This window comes from Haemophilus sp. HN_Hi08, from assembly GCF_049824455.1.
Taxonomy (GTDB): domain Bacteria; phylum Pseudomonadota; class Gammaproteobacteria; order Enterobacterales; family Pasteurellaceae; genus Haemophilus; species Haemophilus influenzae_D.
In genome coordinates this window covers 770,569-794,101 of sequence record NZ_CP187493.1, presented here as the reverse complement: position 1 = coordinate 794,101, position 23,533 = coordinate 770,569, and the positions used below count along the sequence as shown (strand labels likewise).

Annotated in this window: 24 protein-coding genes and 2 pseudogenes; 7 read left to right on the top strand and 19 right to left on the bottom strand. The window is 35.8% G+C overall.

The features are described 5' to 3' along the window. Window positions 1–12 precede the first annotated feature (12 nt). Window positions 13–1,163 (top strand): annotated as a pseudogene (locus ACPT8O_RS04015) (serine dehydratase subunit alpha family protein). A 346-nt stretch (window positions 1,164–1,509) separates the two neighbouring features. Here the strand turns inward: ACPT8O_RS04015 and ACPT8O_RS04010 are convergent. The 13 genes from ACPT8O_RS04010 to ACPT8O_RS03950 form a co-directional block, all read right to left on the bottom strand. Continuing rightward, window positions 1,510–2,298 carry a HinfI family type II restriction enzyme gene (locus ACPT8O_RS04010; RefSeq protein ID WP_021035598.1) on the bottom strand — a complete coding sequence of 263 codons (789 nt, stop codon included), beginning with the start codon at window positions 2,296–2,298 and terminating at the stop codon, window positions 1,510–1,512. Window positions 2,299–2,308: 10 nt separating this feature from the next. Continuing rightward, window positions 2,309–3,388: a DNA-methyltransferase gene (locus tag ACPT8O_RS04005; RefSeq protein WP_021035599.1), complete on the bottom strand. Its 1,080-nt coding sequence runs from the start codon at window positions 3,386–3,388 to the stop codon at window positions 2,309–2,311. 1,140 nt (window positions 3,389–4,528) lie between these two features. Further along, a complete protein-coding gene (locus ACPT8O_RS04000) occupies window positions 4,529–5,290 on the bottom strand; it encodes a HugZ family heme oxygenase (protein ID WP_425623343.1) in 762 nt (253 codons plus the stop codon). A gap of 175 nt (window positions 5,291–5,465) precedes the next feature. Further along, the gene (locus ACPT8O_RS03995) at window positions 5,466–7,109 is read right to left on the bottom strand and encodes an ABC transporter substrate-binding protein (RefSeq protein ID WP_050829125.1); all 1,644 of its coding nucleotides are present in this window, start codon (window positions 7,107–7,109) and stop codon (window positions 5,466–5,468) included. A 146-nt stretch (window positions 7,110–7,255) separates the two neighbouring features. Further along, a complete protein-coding gene (locus ACPT8O_RS03990; protein ID WP_425623342.1) occupies window positions 7,256–8,644 on the bottom strand; it encodes a DHA2 family efflux MFS transporter permease subunit in 1,389 nt (462 codons plus the stop codon). Further along, complete coding sequence (mobB, locus tag ACPT8O_RS03985) at window positions 8,641–9,156, bottom strand: molybdopterin-guanine dinucleotide biosynthesis protein MobB (protein WP_021035603.1); 516 nt, start codon at window positions 9,154–9,156, stop codon at window positions 8,641–8,643. The genes ACPT8O_RS03990 and mobB overlap by 4 nt, the downstream gene beginning before the upstream one ends. Window positions 9,157–9,309: 153 nt before the next feature. Continuing rightward, on the bottom strand, window positions 9,310–9,531 hold the full coding sequence (locus tag ACPT8O_RS03980; protein WP_021035604.1) for a hypothetical protein: 222 nt from the start codon (window positions 9,529–9,531) through the stop codon (window positions 9,310–9,312). 112 nt (window positions 9,532–9,643) lie between these two features. Beyond that, window positions 9,644–10,078, bottom strand: a complete 435-nt coding sequence (locus ACPT8O_RS03975) for a SoxR reducing system RseC family protein (protein ID WP_021035605.1) — start codon at window positions 10,076–10,078, stop codon at window positions 9,644–9,646. Then, a complete protein-coding gene (locus ACPT8O_RS03970) occupies window positions 10,072–10,845 on the bottom strand; it encodes a class I SAM-dependent methyltransferase (protein ID WP_021035606.1) in 774 nt (257 codons plus the stop codon). Before ACPT8O_RS03970 ends, ACPT8O_RS03975 begins: the two co-directional genes overlap by 7 nt. Further along, the gene (gene trmA, locus ACPT8O_RS03965) at window positions 10,827–11,918 is read right to left on the bottom strand and encodes a tRNA (uridine(54)-C5)-methyltransferase TrmA (RefSeq protein WP_021035607.1); all 1,092 of its coding nucleotides are present in this window, start codon (window positions 11,916–11,918) and stop codon (window positions 10,827–10,829) included. The genes ACPT8O_RS03970 and trmA overlap by 19 nt, the downstream gene beginning before the upstream one ends. Before the next feature lie 143 nt (window positions 11,919–12,061). After that, the gene (locus tag ACPT8O_RS03960) at window positions 12,062–12,397 is read right to left on the bottom strand and encodes a DUF413 domain-containing protein (RefSeq protein WP_021035608.1); all 336 of its coding nucleotides are present in this window, start codon (window positions 12,395–12,397) and stop codon (window positions 12,062–12,064) included. Between the two features lie 61 nt (window positions 12,398–12,458). Further along, window positions 12,459–13,076, bottom strand: a complete 618-nt coding sequence (gene dsbA / locus ACPT8O_RS03955; RefSeq protein WP_021035609.1) for a thiol:disulfide interchange protein DsbA — start codon at window positions 13,074–13,076, stop codon at window positions 12,459–12,461. Between the two features lie 12 nt (window positions 13,077–13,088). After that, window positions 13,089–13,355, bottom strand: a complete 267-nt coding sequence (locus tag ACPT8O_RS03950) for a YihD family protein (protein WP_021035610.1) — start codon at window positions 13,353–13,355, stop codon at window positions 13,089–13,091. A gap of 64 nt (window positions 13,356–13,419) precedes the next feature. Here ACPT8O_RS03950 and mobA point away from each other — a divergent pair, with 64 nt between their 5' ends. After that, window positions 13,420–13,998: a molybdenum cofactor guanylyltransferase MobA gene (gene mobA / locus ACPT8O_RS03945; protein ID WP_021035611.1), complete on the top strand. Its 579-nt coding sequence runs from the start codon at window positions 13,420–13,422 to the stop codon at window positions 13,996–13,998. A 32-nt stretch (window positions 13,999–14,030) separates the two neighbouring features. Here the strand turns inward: mobA and ACPT8O_RS03940 are convergent, their stop codons facing one another. The 5 genes from ACPT8O_RS03940 to ACPT8O_RS03920 form a co-directional block, all read right to left on the bottom strand. Then, on the bottom strand, window positions 14,031–14,891 hold the full coding sequence (locus tag ACPT8O_RS03940) for a Dam family site-specific DNA-(adenine-N6)-methyltransferase (RefSeq protein ID WP_021035612.1): 861 nt from the start codon (window positions 14,889–14,891) through the stop codon (window positions 14,031–14,033). 1 nt (window position 14,892) lies between these two features. Beyond that, on the bottom strand, window positions 14,893–15,981 hold the full coding sequence (aroB, locus tag ACPT8O_RS03935; RefSeq protein ID WP_005626439.1) for a 3-dehydroquinate synthase: 1,089 nt from the start codon (window positions 15,979–15,981) through the stop codon (window positions 14,893–14,895). A gap of 19 nt (window positions 15,982–16,000) precedes the next feature. After that, window positions 16,001–16,543, bottom strand: a complete 543-nt coding sequence (aroK, locus tag ACPT8O_RS03930; protein WP_021035613.1) for a shikimate kinase AroK — start codon at window positions 16,541–16,543, stop codon at window positions 16,001–16,003. Between the two features lie 278 nt (window positions 16,544–16,821). Then, entirely contained in the window at window positions 16,822–18,633 is a 1,812-nt protein-coding gene (nadN, locus tag ACPT8O_RS03925; RefSeq protein WP_021035614.1) for an NAD nucleotidase, read from the bottom strand. A gap of 22 nt (window positions 18,634–18,655) precedes the next feature. Next, the gene (locus tag ACPT8O_RS03920) at window positions 18,656–19,429 is read right to left on the bottom strand and encodes a hypothetical protein (protein WP_021035615.1); all 774 of its coding nucleotides are present in this window, start codon (window positions 19,427–19,429) and stop codon (window positions 18,656–18,658) included. Window positions 19,430–19,721: 292 nt separating this feature from the next. On the opposite strand from ACPT8O_RS03920, the gene rpsP reads away from it, so the two are divergent. The 5 genes from rpsP to ACPT8O_RS03895 all read left to right on the top strand — a co-directional run bounded on the left by rpsP (window position 19,722) and on the right by ACPT8O_RS03895 (window position 22,746). After that, window positions 19,722–19,970, top strand: a complete 249-nt coding sequence (gene rpsP, locus ACPT8O_RS03915; protein ID WP_021035616.1) for a 30S ribosomal protein S16 — start codon at window positions 19,722–19,724, stop codon at window positions 19,968–19,970. Window positions 19,971–20,014: 44 nt separating this feature from the next. Further along, on the top strand, window positions 20,015–20,542 hold the full coding sequence (rimM, locus tag ACPT8O_RS03910) for a ribosome maturation factor RimM (RefSeq protein WP_021035617.1): 528 nt from the start codon (window positions 20,015–20,017) through the stop codon (window positions 20,540–20,542). A 37-nt stretch (window positions 20,543–20,579) separates the two neighbouring features. Then, window positions 20,580–21,320, top strand: a complete 741-nt coding sequence (gene trmD / locus ACPT8O_RS03905) for a tRNA (guanosine(37)-N1)-methyltransferase TrmD (RefSeq protein ID WP_021035618.1) — start codon at window positions 20,580–20,582, stop codon at window positions 21,318–21,320. Between the two features lie 36 nt (window positions 21,321–21,356). Beyond that, on the top strand, window positions 21,357–21,707 hold the full coding sequence (gene rplS, locus ACPT8O_RS03900; protein ID WP_021035619.1) for a 50S ribosomal protein L19: 351 nt from the start codon (window positions 21,357–21,359) through the stop codon (window positions 21,705–21,707). A gap of 409 nt (window positions 21,708–22,116) precedes the next feature. Continuing rightward, window positions 22,117–22,746, top strand: coding sequence for a glutathione S-transferase family protein (locus ACPT8O_RS03895; RefSeq protein ID WP_021035620.1), 630 nt, complete (start codon window positions 22,117–22,119; stop codon window positions 22,744–22,746). 219 nt (window positions 22,747–22,965) lie between these two features. Here ACPT8O_RS03895 and ACPT8O_RS03890 read toward each other — a convergent pair. After that, a pseudogene (locus ACPT8O_RS03890) lies at window positions 22,966–23,430 on the bottom strand (IS3 family transposase); the annotation flags it as partial. Window positions 23,431–23,533: the final 103 nt, after the last annotated feature.

Genomic DNA, 23,533 nt, shown 5'->3' with positions numbered 1-23,533 from the left:
GGATAAGTAAGAATGAATTTAGAAAGACTTAACGAAATTGAAAAACCATTACTCCAAATCGTTAAAAATGATGTTGTGCCAGCCTTAGGCTGTACCGAACCGATTTCTCTTGCGTTCGCATCTGCTACAACAGCGAAATATTTAGGCAAAAAACCTGAACACATTGAAGCCAAAGTATCTCCTAACTTAATGAAAAATGGATTGGGCGTTGCCGTGCCTGGAACAGGTATGGTGAGATTGCCCATAGCTGCGGCAATTGGCGCATTAGGCGGTAATCCAGATGGCGGTTTGGAAGTATTAAAACATATTACGCCAGAGCAAGTTACTGCCGCCAAAAATATGCTTGAACAAAAATTAGTGAGTGTACCAATTGCGATCCCTATGAAGTCTTCAAACAAATTACTGCACGAGAGATTTTTGAATTTTCCAATGCTGTTGAATTAGAAAAAATTCGTTTTATTCGTCAAGCTGCAGAGCTTAATCGAGCACTTTCAGATGAAGGTTTGCGAGAAAATTATGGCTTGCATATTGGTCGCACGTTGAGAAAACAAGTAGGTAGTGGTTTAATTTCTGATGATTTGCTAAGCAAAATTATGATTGAAACCACAGCCGCATCAGATGCAAGAATGGGCGGCGCAACCTTGCCAGCGATGAGCAATTCTGGTTCAGGCAATCAAGGTATTGCGGCAACGATGCCTGTTGTTGTCGTTGCAGATTATCTCAAAGTAAGTGAAGAAAAACGAATCCGCGCACTTTTCTTATCCCACTTAATGGCTATTTATATTCATAGTAAATTGCCAAAACTCTCCGCTCTTTGTACTGTAACTACGGCATCAATGGGAAGTTGTGCTGGTATTGCTTATTTACTCACTGGCAAATTTGAAACAGCTAGTATGGGTATCTGTAGCATGATTGGCGATATTAGTGGCATTATCTGTGATGGCGCAGCCAATAGCTGTGCAATGAAAGTCTCCACCAGCGTTGCCTCGGGCTATAAATCAGTACTTATGGCAATGGATGAAACCCACGTTACGGGCAACGAAGGGATTGTCGAACATGATCTTGATCGAACCATTGATAATCTCTGCGCTATTGCATCAAAAAGTATGCAACATATCGACAGACAAGTTATCGAAATTATGGTGAGTAAACCTTGTCCTTAATAAAAATAAAGTATGTCTCTTGGAAAAGGAGCTAAATCTAAATTTTGTTTTTCTAACTTTTACTCCAATGACAAGCATTAATGTAGATAAAACCAATATTAAAAACCTTAATGTGATAAAACAGCTATGTGGGAAAATAACAACTTTAGCTTACCGCATTCTAATCCAATGACGAATGACAAATAATTTTGAGATACTGTTGCCGTAATAGTAATAAACGATAAATTATGTATTTAAAACTCAAATACACATTATTCTCGCTACTTTTTGTTTGGAATTTTTTATAGAACCTTTTTAGGACACTACAAAATTTTCATTAATTAAAATATGAGTATTTTTGTTTCCTCTATTTCATAGCCATTATTTTTCTGTATAAATCATCAAAGGCTTTAATATTATCGGGACTTTCTGAAAGGTTTCGTATATACGAGTCAACATCTTCATATTTGATTTTTAAAAATTCATCAAAAAACGATTTACCACGCCTAATATTAGTATTTTCTGGAACATAAATATTCCCTTTCATTTTCTTGTTATTGAAAAAGAAAAGTATTGGTTTAATTTCTGTGTTTGGAAATTCACGCACCAAATAAGCGTATGTTTTAATAAATTTTCTGTTTATATCAACAAATTTTCCTGTGTCGTGGTCGTCATTGTATTTCACTTCTAAATAATAAATAACGCCAGTTTCTTTATTTCTAAATAAAATGTCAATATCGTGGCTAATTGAAGAAAGATTTGTATCATTATCATTTTTTACTTCATTTAGAAGTTTTGGAAATTCTTCATCGAGATTAATTGAGTCACTACGCTGACAAAAACTTATGAATTGGTCAATTCGATTGTCATTACTTGTAGACAATTGAAATTTATTACTTTTTTTACCACTGTATTCTTCCAAAATATCATAACGCCCATCAGATTTTATTAGAAGAGTCATAAATTCTTCTAAAAAATTACCAAATTGAATGTTCATACTTTGCAAAATTCCGCCAAAAATACGGTAATTTCTCGGTACAAAATGAATTTTTACATCATGCGTTTTAATCAATTTTTTTAGTTTGTTTTCACTACTACTATTGATTAAAATATTAGAAACCGCTTGGTTTATTAGGTCGGAAATTTCATCATTCATAGGATTTGCCTTATTGGTTAGTGTATTCATATCTTAAACTATCAAGGGTAATAAAATTATTATTTCTAAATAAATAAAAATAATCCCAGCCATTATTATTCGTTTTATTTAGGTATTTGGCACTCATTTTATGTATTGATAAGGTTTCTTCATTGTCTTTTACATTGCCGTCTTGTGTAACAATACAAATTGCATTTTCATTTTTATCAAACAAAGTTTGCCCCACTCTCAAAAAATCGGCTTCAATAAGCGTTTTCATTGGCACTTTTGGGGGCTTTATTTCCAAAGAAAGTAATTCAATATCATTAGGGTTTGGCTTGATTTCTCGGAGTCTTTTTTCGGCTACATCAATGTATTTTTGTTCTCGCTCGATTCCTATATAATTCCGTCCCAATGCTTTCGCCACCGCCCCAGTTGTACCAGTCCCAAAAAATGGGTCTAACACTACATCATTTGGCTTTGAAGATGATAAAATTACCTTGTAAAGCAACGACTCTGGCTTTTGAGTAGAATGGGCTTTTTTGCCTTCTTCGTCTTTAATTCTCTCTTTACCTGTACACAATGATAACGACCAAACACTCCGTTCTTGCTTTTCTTGGTTTAAATGCTTCATTGTTTTATAATTAAAAGTAAATTTATTTTTTTTACATTTCGAACACCATAGCATAGTCTCGTGAGCATTACAAAACCTTGTACCGCCAAAGTTTGGTACTGGATTCGTTTTATTCCAAATCACATCATTTAAAATCCAAAAATCCAAATTTTGCATAATATAGCCGATTCTATAAATATTCTGAAACGAACCGATAACCCAAATAGACCCGGTTGATTTAAGGATTCTTTTGCATTCTTTTAACCATAATTCACAAAAGGAGTCATATTCTACAAAATCATTGAATTTATCCCACTCATCATCAACACCTGAAAATTCATCTCCGTTAGTTCGTAATAATTTGCCTTCTGTCTGCATAAAATAAGGTGGATCCGCAAAGATTAAATCAATACTTTCATTCGGAATTGTTTTTAATTTCTCAATACAATCACCTTTTAAAATGGTATTGAGAAAATCATTAATATTTTCTTTCATCATTTTTTAAAAACTCTCAAATAAAAATTTCAGCATTCTAACACTTTCAAACTCAAATATAAATCATAGGTCTTAAGAAACTAACAAGATTAAACTTTCTCTTAAATTTATGATCAATATATCCTCAATATCATAATTTTGAAAATTATATGAATATCTTTAGTTTTTCAATGATTTATAAACTTCCTTAGCCCTATACCCCATAATAAAAAAACAATTTCCTTGATATTGTTTTTCTTATCTTGACTGCCGTTATGTTAGGAGTAAACACTTTAAATTTTTTGGTAATTATCATCTTAATTGGTTGAAAAATATCGCTCTTTTGAACAAAGTATTCCTGTTGATAATAGAATAGAGCAAATTATGAAACGAATTTAGCCTTAATCCTTTAATGATATTTTTATTAAATTTATCAATAAGATAGGATTGTAATAATCAATCTTTGTAGATAGAAAAAACTTAAGGCACGGTTTTAATTCTGAAACGCAACGTGCCTTATATAACATTACGTGTGTAAAAAAATTAGTTGGGAAGAAAAATGCACAATCAAATGTATTAGAAATAATGCGTAAAAACAAATCAAAGAGAAAAAAGCGAATTATGAACTTACTTTAAAGAATAATTACTATCAATTTAAAACTAAAATAGAATCTTATTTTCATGAAATAACAAGAGGCAACGAAAAAATCCTTAATTTTCAATAAGTAAGCAGTAAAAGAAGCCAAATTGATGAATGTCATTACCAAGCCTTATCGATCAATACATACTGGTTAGAAAACCAGAAAGGGATACAAAGACTAATTTGAGTTGAAAAAAGCAAAAATTCATTCAAAAATACTTTATTATATCAGCAGCTAATCCCTTAAAAAACACAAGATTAGGGGATATAAAACTAGACATCCAAGATTCATTAAAAAGTGAAGAATAAAGCATATTGGGTTTTAAATATGGCTTATAAAGAAGGTAAATACGCCATTGTGATTAATAGGAATCTGAAAATCTAACTATACTGCAGAAGATCAGTCTTAATCAGACAAATCACAATAAAAAGTGAGAGATTCCCATTTAGAATATGACTGTCAAAATCAATCTAAACAAAAAAGGAAACTCTCATGTTTATTATCTACATATTAAGAGACAATATTATTTATCGCTTTCTTTTTCATGTGGATTGCCTTTGACGCCAATATGAGAAATTTCCCCATTAGCATCAATTAAATAGGCTTGGCCAAAACCTCTTACAAAACGACCTGTTCCAAATGTAAGTTCAACTAAATCAAAATCAGTAAATTCACGAATCGTTTTAATTCCGCCTACATCATTCATCGTTTCCGCTAATTTATCTAAGACTTGTTCAACAATTGGATCTTTGCGAGGAATAAAACGTGCACTTGCTTTATAACGTAAGCGAGTACGCACAATAATTGACTTCGCTTTGTTTTCATCTTCTAAAAACATCACTTCTACTTGATTTGGATTGCGTTTTAAATTCTCATAATGCTCTGCAATGGCACTGATATAAATATAATATTTTCCATCAAAGAAAATAATTGGTGCATAAGACGCCATCGGTAAGCCATCTTTATCTAAAGTAGAAAGCACACAGCTTTTAAACTCTTGACGAAATTCATCAATTTTAGCCTTGATACGATCGTAATTTGCAACTGGTTTATTTTCTACACAAAGATTGATGATAGCTTGTTTAATTGAACCTGCGTCAGCTTGTTGTGGAAACTCCACACGTAATGTTTTGCCACTATTATATTTAAAATCTAAACCAGCAAAATCTACATTAACTAACGTCACATCTGTGATTTCCTTTTCGCCACCAAATTTTTTACAAAGGGCAGCCATATCATCTTGATGATGATCATTCATATGAGTGATAATTCGATTGAAATCCATTTTTGTTCCTTATATTAACAATTAATTTTTATTATTCTACGGAATCATATCCGATAGAAATAATGCTGAGCATTATACTCAAGTTAAAGTTATTTAACATATTTTTTACAGAATAATCCTTGATAAATAAAAAGCCCTTATAAATAAGGGCTTAAAATAAGTAAATCAATATGAATTATTTACCATCAACACTCACACCATAAAAAGCGTCATAGCCAAATGGGCTTTGTACATAACCTTTTACACGAGGACTAAGTGGCGCAAAACCAACAGAGTGGGCAACTGGAATCCAAGGTGCTTGATTATGGACAATAACTTGAGCTTGTTTATAAAGTTTCGCACGTTCTTCCTTATTGGTTAATCCAATAGCCTCATTGAGTAAAGCATCAAATTCTGAATTATTGAAACGTGCCATATTAGAATTACCTATATTTGAGCTACCTAATAATGGGGATAAGAAATTATCAGGATCGCCATTGTCGCCAGACCAACCAAAGATACCCGCAGTTAATTCTCCCTCTTTTGCTCGTTTTCTATAATCAGCCCATTCATAAGTCACTGGGTTAGTTTTTACACCAATTTTCGCCCAATCCGCCATAATTAATTCAGCCATACGTTTTGGATTTGGATTAGAAGCACGAATAATAGGTTGAATCCAGAAATCAGTTTCAAAACCATTTGGATAACCCGCTTCTGCTAAAAGTTGTTTTGCTTTTTCTGGATCGTACGGATAATCTTGAATTTCATCATTATAACTCCAAATTGTTGGAGGAAGTGGGTTTTTAGCTGATGTTCCTGCGCCTTGATAAACCGCTTCAATAATCGCTTTTTTATCCACTGCGTAATTCAACGCTTGGCGCACTTTGACATTATCAAACGGTGCTTTTTCGGTATTGAATGCGATATACGCTACGTTCAAACCTTTTTGTTCCAAAAGTTGTACTTTTGGATCGGTTTTCATTTTGGCTAAATCCGCTACATTTGGGAATAAAATTAAATCGCAAGTACCCGCCTGTAATTTTGCATAACGTGTTGTTGCATCAGGCACAATGCTAATGACTAAACGATCTAAAGGTGTTCTACCTTTCCAATAATTTTCATGCGCAACATATTGTATGGCTTGATCTGTTTTATAATCCACAAAAACAAAAGGGCCTGTCCCCACTGGGCGACTATCAAGCGTTTCTGGTTTACCCGCTTTCAGCATTGAATCAGCATATTCTGCAGAATAAATAGAAATAAAATCCATACCAAGACTAGCCAAGAAAGTCGCATCTGTCTTGTTTAAGGTAATACGAATTGTGTTATCGTCTACTTTCTCCACTGATTTCAACAATTCAGGGAATTTCATTGCTTTAAAATATGGATAAGTCCCCTTAGATACATTGTGATATGGATGATTTGGATCTAACTGACGTTGGAATGAAAATACAACATCATTTGCATTAAAATCACGTGTCGGGGTAAATTCTTTTGTTGTGTGGAATTTAACCCCTTTTCTCAAATGAAAAGTATAACTTAAGCCATCATCGCTAATTTCCCAGCTTTCAGCTAAAGCTGGTTCAATATCCGTTGAGCCTTTTTTAAATTCAACTAAGCGGTTATACACTTGTTGTGAGCTTGCATTATAAGAAGTACCTTCAATTATTAACGCAGGGCTAAATCCCAATGGAGCTTTCGCTGTGCAATAAACGAAAGTATTATTTGACGAGGATTTTGCTTCAGTTTGAGCGGTAGATTTATTTGCCGAGCTAGATTGATCACAAGCTGCCAAAACAAGAGTTGCAGCGGCGAGAGTTAATGTTGCTTTTAGTTTCATAAGCATACCTCAATGTTAGGCAGGGAATGCCCCACCATTTATGGTTAAACGATGGAGCTATCTCCACCAACAAGAAATATCAATAAGATATAAGCAAATTTCCCTTTTTTTAAATAAAAAAATTCTATGGATTATAACAAATTAATCTAAGGCATTTTTCGTAAATGATCGCCATCATTTTTGTGTAATTTCATAAGCGACCAAACTAAGGCGATTGCAAAAAGTGATGAGGTTAAAAAAGTATAGCTAAAAGCCTGTTGTAAACCATCACTTGCGCTAAAAAAATGTCTATAGAGATTTAGAATTATCGATGAAATAGCAATACCAAATCCAATCCCAACTTGCTGTACAATACTTAATACGGTAGAGCCTGTGCCAGACTGTTGTTTTGAAAGATCACCGACTGCTAATGTATTGATTGAAGTAAAAATGATCGACATACAAGCCCCATACCACATAAGATTACAAATAATCCAAGTCAGAGAACTTTGTTTATCTAACCAAGCCATTGAAATCACAGAACCTGCCATCAAAAGTGCGGATGAAATTAGCGTTGTTTTATAGCCCCAACGATTTAAAATTCGTCCAATTAATATTTTCAACATCACAGAAATTAACGCAATCGGTGCTAAGAGCCAGCCTGACATTTCCGCACTATAACCGAAAGATAATTGAAACATTAAAGGCAATAAAAAGGGCACACCAGATGCAGATAATCGGATAAAAATATTGGCAATAATGCCTAATCTGAATGTACGAGTGCGGAAAAGGGATAAAGGTAAAATAGCATCTTCATTATTTTTGGCATAACCACAATAAGCCACGAGTAATAAAATACCAACAACTAATATGCTATAAGTTACACTTGAATTATGCTGACTTTCGCCGAGTAAATCCAAACCAAGCGTAATGCCAACTAGCCCTGATGCAAAGAGTAAAAAACCTGTCCAATCTAATTTCTCTGCCTCGCCTTTGATATTGTTCATCACGCTACCCGATGCCAAAATCCCTAGCACACCAATTGGAATATTGATTAAAAAAATCCAGTGCCAACTGGCGTGAATGACTAACCATCCACCTAAAATAGGCCCTAGAATTGGCCCGATCAAACCTGCAGTTGCCATTAAATTCCAAGCATTCACTAATTGTTGTTTAGGTACCGCTTGAATAATAGCTAAACGTGCAACGGGCATCATAAATGCTCCGCCTAGCCCCTGAATCACTCTGCCTAAAATTAAACTTTCTAAATTAGGCGCAGCAGCACAAGCGATAGATCCTAAAATAAACGTAAAAACTGCACCACGAAAAACGCTCAATGTCCCAAATTTTGCAGCCGCCCAAGCGGTAAGAGGAATAAATAATGCAACGGCTAAAGAATAAGCAATAATCGCCATTTGCATTTCAAAGGCGGGTTTATGTAAATCGGAAGATATCGCGGGTAAAGCTGTATTTAGAATGGTCGCATCGAGGCTTTGCATAAAAAGTGCCATTGCTGCTACCCAAGCTAAACCGCGATAGGCATTGGATTCAGTCATCGTGCTCCGTGAAAATGGTGCAACCAATTTTCAATAAAATCGGCAATTTGCGGAATGCAGTTAATATCCAACAAAGTGCGATCAATTTCAAGGGGATAATTCGTCGCAACCGCCACTACATATTCGTCAATTTCGGGTAAAGGTTTTGTCATTTCCTGACGATGGAGCAAAATCTTTGGAATTGGCTCTTGTTTAAACCCCTCTACCAACACTAAATCAGTTAAAGTGCGGTCAAATTGTTGTGCTAAATAATCCAATGAAACAGGTTTTGGTGTTTCCGTCATAATCGCCCAGCGTTCATCATTCGCTAAAATGACCTGAGATGATCCCACCTCTTTCATACGCCAACTATCTTTGCCTTCTTTATCAACTTGCATATTGTGATGGCTATGTTTAATCACTGAAACGCGAATGTGACGAACGATAAGTTCTGGGATAAGTTTTTCTAACAACGTTGTTTTACCACTACCGCTATAACCGGTAATTCCAAGTAAAGGAATCTGATTGTTCATAAAAATAACCTTAAAAATAACCGCACTTTAGATACGGAAAACCCCGAAAGATCGGGGTTAATAAATTAAGAATGTTTTGCTACATAATTGGCAAAAATAAGTCCGCCGATAGCAAGAAGTGCAACAATGCCAAGCCCTATAGTAAGCCACATATTATTTCCCCTCCACTAATTGACGAAATTTACGCCCCATCACAAGACAAGCATAAGCAATAATGAGCAAAAAACTAATATTTAATCCTTTTAGGAAAAGCGGTTGCTCGCCATAAAGTATAACAGGCATTGCTAGAATAGCAACTTTTGCCACATCATCACTGAGTTTTGACCAAACCTCTAAAGAGCTTTTTTCAATGGGCAATTTAAATAAATTCAGCATAGTTTCTCCGATGAATAAAAGAGAAATTTTGCTGGAATAGAAAGAGAATTACTCAACTAGCTTTATAGTTTGCGATCTAGATCGCAGAAATAATAAAAAGCGAATAAAAAACTTAAGATAATATGCGCAATAAAACAGGCTGAAATTCTGTTTGTTGTCCTAATTTTCTACTGTAAGATTTTACAAAAATAAAAGAAAGTGCGGTTAATCCAAAGATTAAAATGGCACGCAGGATTTCATTATCGCTGATACAATCGGACAACATCGTCGCAATCAGTAAAGTTAGAAGCGGTACAACATACATCAATAATGCCGACAACAACATCGACTTTTCTTCTAATCCAATTTCAACAATTTGACCTTCGCGTAATGGCATTAATGTTTCCACATGAAAAATATGCTCGCCACGTTTGCCGTTTAATTCGGAAAGACTTGATGTTCCACAACTGTTTTTAGCCGCACATTGTCCACAGGCACTTTGGGATTGGCATTTCACTTTGGCAATACCATTTTCATAGCTAATAACAACGGCACTTTCTCTTAGCATTGTGATGCTCCCATATAAATATCAAAGCGATGATTTTTCGTTTCACGGCTAAAGTGCGGTTGTTTTCCACAAAGAAACTCTGCATAGTCAGGACGCTTCACGACCACACGTTTTTTAGCTAATTGTAATGCAGGTAAAAGCAATTCATCGGCATCTAAATCAGCCCCGACTAAATGCTGGAATACACGCATTTCTTTTTTTACTAGTGCAGATTTTTGTTTATGCGGATACATTGGATCGAGGTAAACCACATCGGCATAATCAATATTAGGATCAAGTTCATTAATATGCTGAACATTCAGCAAGCGCAAATTTTGTTGCAACATCTCGCCGATTTCTTCATCTTGATAAGCACGATTTAAACCATCTTGCATAAGTAAAAAAACAACAGGATGACGTTCCACTAAACGAACTTGGCAGCCTATCGACGCCAGCACAAAGGCATCACGTCCTAAACCTGCTGTGGCATCAATAACCGTTGGCAATGCCGAGCCTTTAATCCCTACTGCTTTCGCTACGGCTTCGCCACGCCCACCACCAAATTTACGACGATGAGCCATTGTACCACCTACAAAATCAACATAAACAGCTCCGAGTTTAGGTTCGTCTAGTTTACGAAGTTCTAAACGTTCATCGGTCTGAACAAGCGCAAGTGGGCTTTGTTCATCATGAATAATGTTATGTTCAGCACAAAGTGCGGTCAATTCTGCTAATGTTTTTTCTGAAGATTCAGAAATTAGTTGAATACCTACTTGCGAATGAGCCATACGCCGCTTTCCATGTGGTCAGTATAAGGGAATTGGTCAAATAACGCTGCTTTTTCAATGCGGTGCGTTTTTGATAGTTCAATTAGATTATCGCACAGCGTATGTGGATTACAGGAAATATACAAAATGCGATCGTAATTTTGTACAAGTTTCACTGTATCAGGATCAAGCCCTGCACGAGGTGGATCGACAAAAATGGTATTACATTCATAAGATTTTAAATCAATCCCTTTCAAGCGATTAAAGGCTCGAACCTCATTCATAGCCTGCGTAAATTCTTCTGCTGACATACGGATAATTTGTAAATTATCGACTTTATTTTCAGCGATATTAAACTGTGCGGCGGCTACAGAAGGTTTGGCGATTTCTGTTGCTAATACCTTACGGAAATTTTGTGCAAGTGCGATAGAAAAATTACCATTTCCGCAGTAAAGTTCTAATAAATCACCTTTGCTATTTTGGGTACAATCAATTGCCCATTCAAGCATTTTGCAGTTTACCGTTGCGTTTGGCTGGGTAAAACTATTCTCGACTTGGCGATAGACATAATTTCTGCCATTCACAGGTAAAACTTCATCCACATAATCTTGCTCAAAACAAATTTTTTGTTTACTTGCACGCCCGATTATTTGCACATCAAAACCTTGCTTTTCGAGTAAATCTTTCAGATTTTTAGCCGTACTTTCCCATTCTTCAGTGAGTGTTTTATGATAAAGCAAGCTCACAATAATCTTATTACTCAAGGTACTAAGGTAATCAATTTGGAATAATTTTTTGTGTAGCACTTCTTGTTGTTTTAACAAAGGTAATAAGGTTTGCATCATTCGATTAATCAGTGTGCTAGCGATTGGAAATTCATCTACGCGATAACGTTGCAAGGTCGCTTGATCAAACATAATATGGTAAAAATCATCTTGCTCGTGCCAAATACGAAACTCCGCACGCATACGATAATGACTTGTTGGTGAGTCAAAAACTTGAATATCAGGTGCATTGAAAGGACGCAAAAGTACAGTTAATTTTTCAAGTTTTTTTTGTAGCAGTTCGTTGTATTGAGAAATCGGTAATTGCATAGAAATTAGTATTCATAGGATGTATGAAGACGAATCTTTCATACAAAGATAGGAGAATAAAGTTATCAGCCGTGAATTACGCGATATTTCACAAGCTATTCAAAAACAAAAGGCAGACTTCCGCCTGCCTTATTTAATGTATCTTATTCGCCGGAATAATCATCTCCGCTAGAAGCAGCTTCACTCACATCACCAGATAAGGTGTAAACACGTTTTTTAGTGTTAATACGAGAGCGATATTTATTCCAAGTTTTTTCAAAGAAAGTCTCTGCTGCACGCTCGCCACAGCAAAAAGCGACGAAATCTTTTTCTTCTTTAGTCGCTGGCTCACGTTCCCCTAAATCCAATGCTTTGAACGCTTGACCATATTGCTCAAGCACCTGTGATTCTTTGATTGTGTAATCACCGTGACGGGAAAAACCACGTGGGTAGTTTTTGTCGTCAAAGAAACGACGCGTTACGCTAAAACTTGCAGCCATAATATTCTCTCTTCTTTCATTAATATTTACAAAATAGGGCTGGCATTAAACCAATTTTTCGTTATTTTTGCAATAAACCTTTTACGGTTTGCACATAATCTTTCACGAAATCATCGTAATTTAACCCTTCAGGGTTTACGCGGAATTTACCATTGACATAAAAATCAGGTACGCCATGCACTTTAAATTGTTCTGCGGCATTTACTTGTTTATTAACTAAACCATTTACTGCAAAACTATTAATGCCACCATCAAATTGCTCGGCGGTTACACCATTCGATAAGAAAATAGCTCGAATATCATCCATTGATTTCAAGGCATCTTTTTGAGCTGCTTCAAATAATGGAGCCTTTACTTTACCTTCTGCGCCTAATGCCATTGCTAACGCCCAAGCGCGCGTTAAGTTTTCAGATTGACGACCTAAGAAATTTACATGATATTGTTTAAATTTCACATCTTTTGGTAAAGCATCTTCGACTTGTTGTGGAATTTTGTATTCCATTTCAAAGGCGTAACAATGTGGGCAGTAGAATGAGAAAAACTCAATCACTTCTTTTTGTTGTGAAGCTTGTTGGCTCACTTGAACATATTGTTTGCCTTCTTGTAAATCTGCGGCAAAACTATTTACAGACATAAGCGTGCTAACACCTAAACCTAACGCAAGTAATACTTTTTTCATTTGCTTTCCTTCTTATTTAATGATACCGCGAGCACAGAGCAATGCGGTTTTAAAATCTTCTTCGTAATCTTTTTTGAGACCAGGAATTGGCTCATGTTTATCTGTACCATCCATTTTTAACTGATAAATAATCACTTCATCAGTTAATTCATGTAATGGCTTTTGGAAACCTGATTCATTGGCAATTTTTTGCAAAATTTCCATTAAGCTCAGATCTGGGTCTTTAGACCAATAAGGCTGTAAAAGTTCCAAAATTTCATTTAAACGCTTACATTTCATTGCTATTTCCTTTTTAATCGTAAAAAATAGGCAAATGATACTTGAAATAACGATAGATTAAAATATGACAATTACAATAAGTGCGGTAATTTTGGCAGGTGGCAAAGCACGCAGAATGGGCGAGCAAGATAAAGGATTACAGATTTTAGGTAAACAATCTTTAATTCAACATGTTATTAATCGCTTGCAGCCACAAGTTCATGATATTTCAATTAACGCTAACCGAAGTCAAACAGAATATGCAAAATTTGGCTTTCCTGTTTTTTCCGATGAACTGCCCGATTTTCAAGGGCCATTGAGCGGCATGCTAACAGCCCTAGAAAAGACAAAAAGCGACTTCATCCTTTTTACACCTTGTGATACGCCTTTTTTCCCAACTAATCTTTTAGATAAACTTAAAAGTGCGGTTGAAAATCACCGCACTTTCATTGCTTATGCTTGCGATGAGGAACGTGAACATCCCGTTTTTTGTTTAATGTCCGTTCAACTAAAAGAACAATTACGACACTATTTAGCATCGGGTGAACGACGCCTTTTACAGTTTATGAAAGAAAATGACGGGATTTCAGTAAATTTTGCGCAAGAAGAAGGCAACTTCGAGAATTTTAATACGCTGGATGATTTAAAGAAAACAGTCATCTAACCAAACACTAACAAAAGTGCGGTTTATTTTTATTATTTACGAGCACCAAATATCGCAATCAATTCTTTCACTTTTACGCGTTTTTCTGAATTCTGACTAATAGAACGTTGAACTTTTACCCGTTTAAATTTTGCACCGTTATAAATTTCACGGGTAAATTTAGTATCGTGATTAGAAATCAATATCGGAATTTGTTTTTCTTTTTGTATAGATTTCGCTAAATCTGCCAAAGCACGTTGCTGTATCAAACCAAACTCATTGCCCGCATAACCAGTAAAATTAGTATCCTGTTGTAGCGGAGCATAAGGTGGATCGCAATAAATCACCGAATCTTTATCGGCAAATTCAAAAGTTTTTTGAAAATCACAGCATAAAAACACCGCACTTTGCGCTTTATGCGCAAAATAACGTAATTCATCTTCTGGAAAATAATGAGTTTTGTAAGCCCCAAAAGGCACATTAAATTCATTTTTGTTGTTATAACGGCATAATCCGTTAAAACCAAAACGGTTCAAATATAAAAAAATAATCGAACGTTCGAAAGGATCCGTAGAAGCATTGAATTGACGACGTTTATCATAGTAATAATCGGGTGTATTGGCATCATCAGCAAAAAAAATCGGTTTACAAGCTTCAATATACCCCTCTACATTTTCTTTAATAATATTGAATAGATTGATTAAATCTGGGTTGATATCTGCCAAAATATAGCGTTCAAAATTAGAATTAAGAAATACTGCTCCAGCACCCACAAATGGCTCAATTAAGCAGTTTTTTTTATTTGGAAAGGCTTTATTTATATCGTCCGTTAAGCGAAATTTTCCCCCCGCCCATTTTAAAAATGGACGGTGTTTTAACTTAGGTTTTAAAGATTGTTTTTTCGGACGTAACATCTTAATCCGTTTGAGTACAACGACGAATTGCATTTAACACGAGGGTATGATCGGTATCATTCGCCACATAAGCTTGACCTAGAGATTTGAGTAGCACCAGACGCAATTTACCCGCTAGAACTTTTTTATCACGCATCATATGCGGTAAATAGTCTTCTGGCTGCATTGTATCCGGTGATACGGTGGGCAAATTGGCACGAGCAAGTAATTTTTCAAGGCGAGACACATCTGCAATAGAAATATCTCCAAGTTCTTCAGAAAGCGCCGCTGCCATCATCATTCCCGTTGAAACAGCTTCTCCATGAAGCCAGTTTCCATAACCTAGATGAGTTTCAATGGCATGCCCAAAAGTATGTCCAAGATTGAGCAATGCACGATCGCCTTTTTCTGTTTCATCTCTCGCGACCACATCTGCTTTAATTTGGCAACAACGAGAAATACAATGTTGAAGTGCCTCAGGATGCAAAGCGACAAGTTCATCAATATGTTGTTCTAGCCATTCAAAAAATTCGTAATCTAAAATGGCACCGTATTTGATAACTTCGGCAAGCCCCGCGTTTACTTCACGTTTAGGAAGGGTATTAAGCGTGAGCGTATCAATAATAACCATTGATGGCTGATAGAACGCGCCAATCATATTTTTGCCTAATTCATGATTAACCGCCGTTTTACCGCCCACTGAAGAATCCACTTGTGAAAGCAATGTGGTTGGAATTTGAATTAAACGGACGCCGCGCTGATAACTTGCCGCAGCAAATCCAGCAACATCGCCAATTACGCCGCCTCCCAATGCAATAATCGTGGTATCTCGTCCATGATTACCTTGCAAAAGTGCGGTGAAAATTAAGTTTAAAGATTCAAGTGTTTTGTATTTTTCGCCATCTGGCAATAAAACATGATCGACCACGCAACCACGTTTTTCTAACGCATAGATAACTGTATCAAGATAAAACTGTGCAACCGTGGGATTCGTTACAATCATCACGCGATCCCCACGTTTAATCGGGTAACTACGTTCATCTTGCAATAAGCCACTACCAATTAAAATAGGATAGCGACGCTCTTGCAATTCCACATTGACGCACAACATAATTTATCCTTAGGTGTGTTTAAAGCGAACCATTTAGTCCAGTCATATTATCAATTAAATCAACAATTTGATTTACCATTACTTTGGCATTTTGTTCATCGGTTGGCAACGTGATGTCCGCAATTTCTTCATAAAACGGGTTGCGAGTCTTTGCTAAATCTTCCAATACTTGACGAGGATTCTCTGCATCTTGAAGCAATGGACGTTTTTTATCACGTTGAGTACGTTGGAATTGTTTTTCCACCGTCGTTTCTAAATAAATCACAATACCGCGTGCTGATAAATAGTTACGGCTTTCCTTAGAAAGCACTGCGCCACCACCAGTTGAAAGAACGATACCTTGCATTTGTGTGAGTTCGTTAATAATGCGTTCTTCACGTTTGCGGAAGCCGTCTTCGCCTTCCAAATCAAAAATCCAGCTAATATCCGCGCCCGTACGCTCTTCAATCACTGCATCGGAATCAATAAAATCCATATTAAGCTGTTGTGCTAATTGACGACCGATAGTGCTTTTACCCGCCCCCATTGGCCCTACTAAAAAAATATTACGTTTTTCCGCCATTGTTCTTTATCTAATAAAAGTGAAATAAAATGCGATCATTTCTAATGAAAATAAACTGCGTAAAAATGCAGAAGATAGAAAGATCTCCCAAAAAATGGGGTAGATTATCGCAATAAATTACCCTATTTTTCAACCTTTATAGGGAATTTATTTTCTACGAGAAATCATCTAAATATGGAATAGTTAAAATTCTCAATCATCTATGAAGTCTTCAAGCCTCAGACTAATAACAAAAATAGCGCATTAAGTACGCGCTATTTTTAGCCTATTTTTCAATTTTATTTTTTAGGTAACGCATCAGTTGAAGCATTAAACTTCACATTTGATGAAGTATAAGCCTCAAAGTGCGGGTGTTTTTTCATAAATTTTATGAAACTTTCTGCATCAGGTAAGTAGGTATCAACGCCCTCATATTTTGGATCATTAAATAATTTACCAAAGGTTTTGTAACCGTCTTTACCGCCTGCAACATAAGCATTTGTTCCGACAAGATAACGTTTGTTATCATCAATCGGTTCCCATTGTTGGGTTTGTTTATTCAAGACTTCAACACTCACTAAACGCTTACCTTCCGCATTTGGTGTTTCATTCGCTTCATAACGAATGCCTGCGCCATAAGGGAATGCGCCTGTAGAGCCATCAACTAAAGCAAATTGCATCGCATCTTCAAGCACTTGTTTCACTAACGAACCTTCCATTTTGTAGGTATATAACGTATTTCCGAAAGGTAAGAAAGTATAAGCATCATTAAAAGTCACATTGCCTGGTAAAATATCTGCACGCACACCACCTGCATTTTGAATGGTTAAATCCACCGTTTTGAGTTCGTTATACATTGTTTCTGCAATAAAACGTGTTGCAATAGAACCTTCAGGATTTGAACCTGCTTTATTTGGGATACGGTTTGCTGAACCACCTGGCATTGCAGAACCAGTGATGACGCCCACAATTTCTTGTGCTAAGTGATCTTTTTCACTTTTATATTTAGCAATAAGCTTATCGGTTTTCGTATCGTGATCATCAAGTGAAATACTTTTCATTGATTTTAAAGTATCAAGTGCTTTTTTACGTTCATCGCCAGCTAATTCAGCCCATTTACCTTCAGAATTTTTCACTTGAAGTTTATGAGAGCTCATTAACACGTGAGGAATTTTACGAGTAATAGACGCAATACCTTCAGGACTGAATTTAACACCTAAATCACCCACAACAGCAGAATAAGCCCAGCCTTCCATTACAAATACTGGTTCGCCATTTGGATTTTTAAATTCAAGGGGATATTCATAGATTACTGGCAATTTTAAACCACGTAATTCATCATTTCCGTATAAATAATGTGAATCGCCAGTAACAATAACGTCAATATCATTTACTTTTTGAGCAATTTCGATATTTTTTTCACTTCCAGCGTGTGAAAGTAAAATGATTTTATTAATGCCTTGTTGTTTTAAAGCATTTGCCATAATTTGTGCGGTAGCAATTTCATCATAGAACTTCACATCCTTACCAGGAGAAGAGGAATTCACTGTTTTCTTCACGGTATCTAAACCGATAATGGCAATTTTTTCTCCATCCACTGTGAAAATATCGTAAGGTTTCCATTTGTTATACAAAATTGAACTTTTATCAGGAATCACATTAGCTGAAAGCACAGGGATTTTTAATGGCTCAAGCAGTTTTAATAACCCTTCATTACCCGCGTCAAATTCATGATTACCCAAAGTAAAATAATGGAAATTACCTGCATTCATCACTGCAGCATCTGCAGAACCGCCAAACAGCGTAAAGTAAAGTGTACCAGTAATGGCATCACCTGCATGCAGTACTAATGGATTTTTGTATTTTTTACGCAATTCGTTAAGTTTTGCATTGACAGCAGAAAAACCACCAATATCCACTTTGGTTTGCTGACCATTTAAATTAATCCGTGTTTCGTGTGGTTCTAAATAAGAATGGTGATCATTAATGTGCAAAATACTTAATTCCACAGCTTTGTGAGCTTGTGGTGCTTCTTTGGCAAGAGCTGCACTAGTGAAAAGCATCGCGAATGCACTGAGTGCAAAGGTGGCTGATTTTTTGGATAAAAGCATAAAAACTCCTGTTGATAAGGGATTAATTTAAACCTTCTAGCATTGCTTGAAAGGTTTTGTAACGAATTGCATCATTATTGTGCTGTAAATTTTCTCGAGGTTGATCTAGATACGAAAAATCATCAACTTCCACACCTTTAAATTGGAGATTGAACATCATATTTGCTAAAGCAAGGCGAGGCTTAATTTCAGAAGAAGGAGTAATCAAACTTACACGATTTTCAGTAATCGGAAAAATAGTTTGATTAGGAAAATCTTGACGCATTTGTTCAATCATTTTTTGAAATATATCTTTGGCATTCAAAGACAATAATATAATTTGATCTGCTTTCGCTCCCCGCTCCATTAAAGCCTGAACAAATTGCTCCGAATTATCTGTTTGACGAATATAAATTTTTGCTTGCTCATTTGCTAAAAAAGATACCAATAAGTTTTTCTTCATTTCCTGAATTAAATTAGCATCGCCAGTATTTATCGGCTCAAAATATAAGTAATCAAGAAATTTAGGAGTGAGATTTTTATCTGTTTTAAAAATGCGAGTGAGGATTTTTTCGCTTATTTGGATCTGATTATCAAGAAATTGGGGAGGTAAAGAAAAAAGTGCGGTCAGTTTTTTTTGTAAATTTGTAATTTGTTGTTTGTCTTGTTTAGCTAAAGCTATTGAAAATTGTTGCTTCAAAGCCTCAGCTGATTCAGTAGATATTGATTGATGAGAAGATGGATTAGCTATGACATCTTGTTGAACACCAATAAATGATGCCAATCCAATTAACACAGAATGAAAACCAATTTTCATAATAAACCTCATTTAACTGATATTTTATTAATGTAAAATACCGCTATACGCGTAAATTTAACCTAAAACAGCTGAATGCCTCGTATTATATCGCAAAATAAAATAAATTGTGAATGATAATTAAGAGGAATATAACCTACTTTTATGCACACAAAACTTGCAATTTTGATTGAAAAGTATAAAATTCTCAGGCTTTTTGTCTATATATACAGAGAAAAAAGTAAGCTATATTCTTAAATAACTTTCGAATTTGAGAATATTCTTTTAGTAATTAAACATTTAGAGGAAGGTTATGGTAACCATTCGTTTATCTCGTGGCGGAGCTAAAAAACGTCCATTTTATCAAATCGTAGTAGCTGACAGCCGTTCACCTCGTGACGGTCGCTTCATTGAGCGTGTAGGTTTCTTCAACCCAATCGCACAGGGTAACGCAGAACGTCTTCGCATTAATCTTGAGCGTGTAAATCACTGGGTTGCTCAAGGTGCTTCACTTTCTGATCGTGTTGCAACTTTGGTAAAAGAAGCTCAAAAAGCAGCATAATTTTGCTTTTTGATTTAGTTCTTAAACGAAGATAGGTGAGAAATATGGAACAACAACATATTGAAGTTGTGGGCAAATTAGGCTCAACCTACGGTATTCGTGGGTGGTTACGTATTTATTCATCAACAGAACAAGCTGAAAGCATTTTTGATTATCAACCTTGGTTTTTAAAAATCAAAGGCGAATGGCAATCAATTGAATTAGAAAACTGGCGTTATCATAATCACGAAATCATCGTTAAATTAAAAGGCGTTGATGATCGTGAAGCAGCACAAATTTTAGCGAATATTGAAATTGGTGTGGATTTATCTGTATTCCCAAAACTGGAAGAGGGCGATTATTACTGGCACGATTTAATCGGTTGTTCAGTCGTAAACTTAGAAGGTTATACAATGGGAATGGTAACAGAGATGATGGAAACAGGTTCTAATGATGTGTTAGTGGTTAAAGCCAATACCAAAGATGCTTTTGGAAAACAAGAGCGGTTAATTCCGTTCTTGTATGAACAAGTAGTTAAAAGAGTCGATCTCACCACGAAAACAATTGAAGTGGATTGGGACGCTGGTTTCTAATCTCAAGTATGCACAAACGTAATGTAGTAGGCTTTTTATGTGGATAGGGGTGATTTCATTATTCCCCGAAATGTTTAAAGCGATTACGGAATTTGGGGTTACAGGTAGAGCCGTAAAACATAATCTTCTGCAAGTAGAATGTTGGAATCCTAGAAATTTTACATTCGACAAGCATAAAACCGTGGATGACCGTCCTTATGGTGGTGGTCCGGGAATGCTGATGATGGTGCAACCTTTACGGGATGCGATTCATGCTGCGAAAGCAGCGGCAGGAGAAAGCGCAAAGGTGATTTACCTTTCGCCACAAGGACGTAAACTCGATCAAGGCGGCGTAACCGAGCTTGCTCAAAATCAGAAATTGATTTTGGTATGTGGACGTTACGAAGGTATTGATGAGCGATTGATTCAAACTGAAATCGATGAAGAATGGTCAATTGGCGATTACGTTCTGACCGGTGGGGAATTGCCGGCAATGACATTAATTGATGCTGTTGCACGTTTTATTCCCGGTGTATTAGGCAAGCAAGCCTCCGCAGAAGAAGATTCTTTTGCAGATGGTTTATTAGATTGCCCACATTACACTAGACCAGAAGTGTTAGAAGGATTAACTGTACCGTCCGTGCTGATGTCGGGACATCACGAAGAAATTCGGAAATGGCGATTAAAACAATCGCTACAAAGAACGTGGCTCCGACGCCCTGAGCTCTTAGAAAGCCTAGCTCTGACTGACGAACAACGTAAACTGTTAAAAGAGGTGCAAGCCGAGCATAACAGTTAGTTTCAGTTACATCTAGGATCAATAAAGGATCAAACAATGTCTAACATTATCAAACAACTTGAACAAGAACAATTAAAACAAAATGTACCTAGCTTCCGCCCAGGTGATACTTTAGAAGTTAAAGTATGGGTAGTTGAAGGTAGCAAACGTCGTTTGCAAGCATTCGAAGGCGTGGTTATTGCAATTCGTAACCGAGGCTTGCACTCAGCATTCACTTTACGTAAAGTATCTAATGGCGTAGGCGTTGAGCGCGTATTCCAAACTCACTCTCCAGCTGTAGATTCTATCGCAGTTAAACGTAAAGGTGCGGTACGTAAAGCTAAACTTTACTACTTACGTGCACGTTCAGGTAAATCAGCTCGTATTAAAGAGCGTTTGGGTGCATAATTCATTATATTTAATGATAATCTAAAAAACCTTGGGATGTCCCAAGGTTTTTTTAGTATCCTAACGTTCTGTCTTCTAAAGGTATCACCTATATATCATGAACTCCATTAACATTCCGTATACTATCATCTTATAAATTCAAAAATAATTAGCAAATATTCCAAATACTCATAAATATGTAATTATTATACTCCCTCAATCCTTATTTTTCGTGCTTAAATCATAAAAATCTATCTTTCAATTGACATCAATATCTAAGGCATTACTCTAAAAAATATATCAAAGTAACTAAATTATTAGTTCACTTTACGATTAAAAAAATAGTAAGAAGCAATTTCAATAAATTAGATATTCCTCGTATAAAACAGTATAATTCCATCAATAGATCATAAACCAACAGGAGTATTTTATGAAATTATATGGTTTAATTGGTGCGTGCTCATTTGTTCCACATGTGGCATTAGAGTGGGTAAAAATACGTGAAAATGCGGATTATGAATTTGAAGCTGTCACGCGTGAGTTAATTAAATCACCTGAATTTTTATCATTGAATCCACGCGGGGCAGTACCCGTATTAGTTGATGGCGATTTAGTTCTATCGCAAAATCAAGCAATTTTGCACTATTTAGATGAACTTTATCCGAATTCAAAATTATTCGGTAGCAAAACGGTACGTGATAAAGCCAAAGCCGCTCGCTGGTTAGCATTTTTTAATGCGGATATTCATAAATCTTTTGTGCCTCTATTCCGTTTACCAAACTATGCGAAAGATAACGAAACACTCTCACACACTATTCGCCAGCTATCAGTAGAGCAAATTTTAGATCAACTTGCAGTCGCAAATGAACATTTAGAAAGCCATATCTATTTTGGCGAATCGATTTCAGTTGCCGATGCGTATCTTTACATTATGCTAAATTGGTGTCGAGCAGTAGGCATAGATTTCAGCCACTTAACTCAACTTTCAGCTTTTATACAACGCATTGAGGCTGATCAAGCTATCGAAAATGTGAGAAAAATTGAAGAACTAAAAGTATAAACAATAATGCCCCGTATCTTTGATCTTCCACAAGAAGTTAGACTTATTTAATTCAAAGACTGAGTTCTATCATTCACATAACTTAGTCCTTTTAGTATATCCTGAATACGCTCATGGTGTAATAATAAATATACTCCTAGAGCGTTTTTTCCAGTTCTTCAAACGTCTCAAATCGTTCACCGTAATACATTCCGTTTTTAATCATCCAAAGATGCCTTTCATCTTTTTTAGAATGACATTCTTTGCTTCCAGCTCCAAAATCCAATATTTCAAACGTTCATCTTCAGTGGTTCGGTTTGGATGGCAATTTTAAGGTATTTAGGTTCCATGTTTAAGAAACCTCCATGTTTGGGTATTAAGCCATTTATACTTTTTTTCAAAGACTTGTAACCATCGGATAATAACAAGCTGATTAGCAATACCAAAGTATAAACAGGAAGTTTCTACAAAAAATTGCCCATTTTTAACCGTTTGTATCACGTTAAGTTTAAATTTAAGTGAGTAATTTCGCTTCTTACCCAGCACAGCTAACCCATTGATTCTACTATGATTAAACTGGTTAATCTAATCTCGCAATGTTCTGCTGTCAAGTTGAAAATTTTTACGGATGAGTGAATGATTTTTACCATTTTGAATATAAAATTCGATGACTTGTTGTTTGAAAAGAGTGTTGTATTTGGCTATAAAAAATCTGCATCTTAGTTAGTTGCTGATTTAGTCTAATTTTTTGGGTGCAGATCAAATATGGGTCATTTTACCATTTATATGGTATTTTTATCTGTAAACT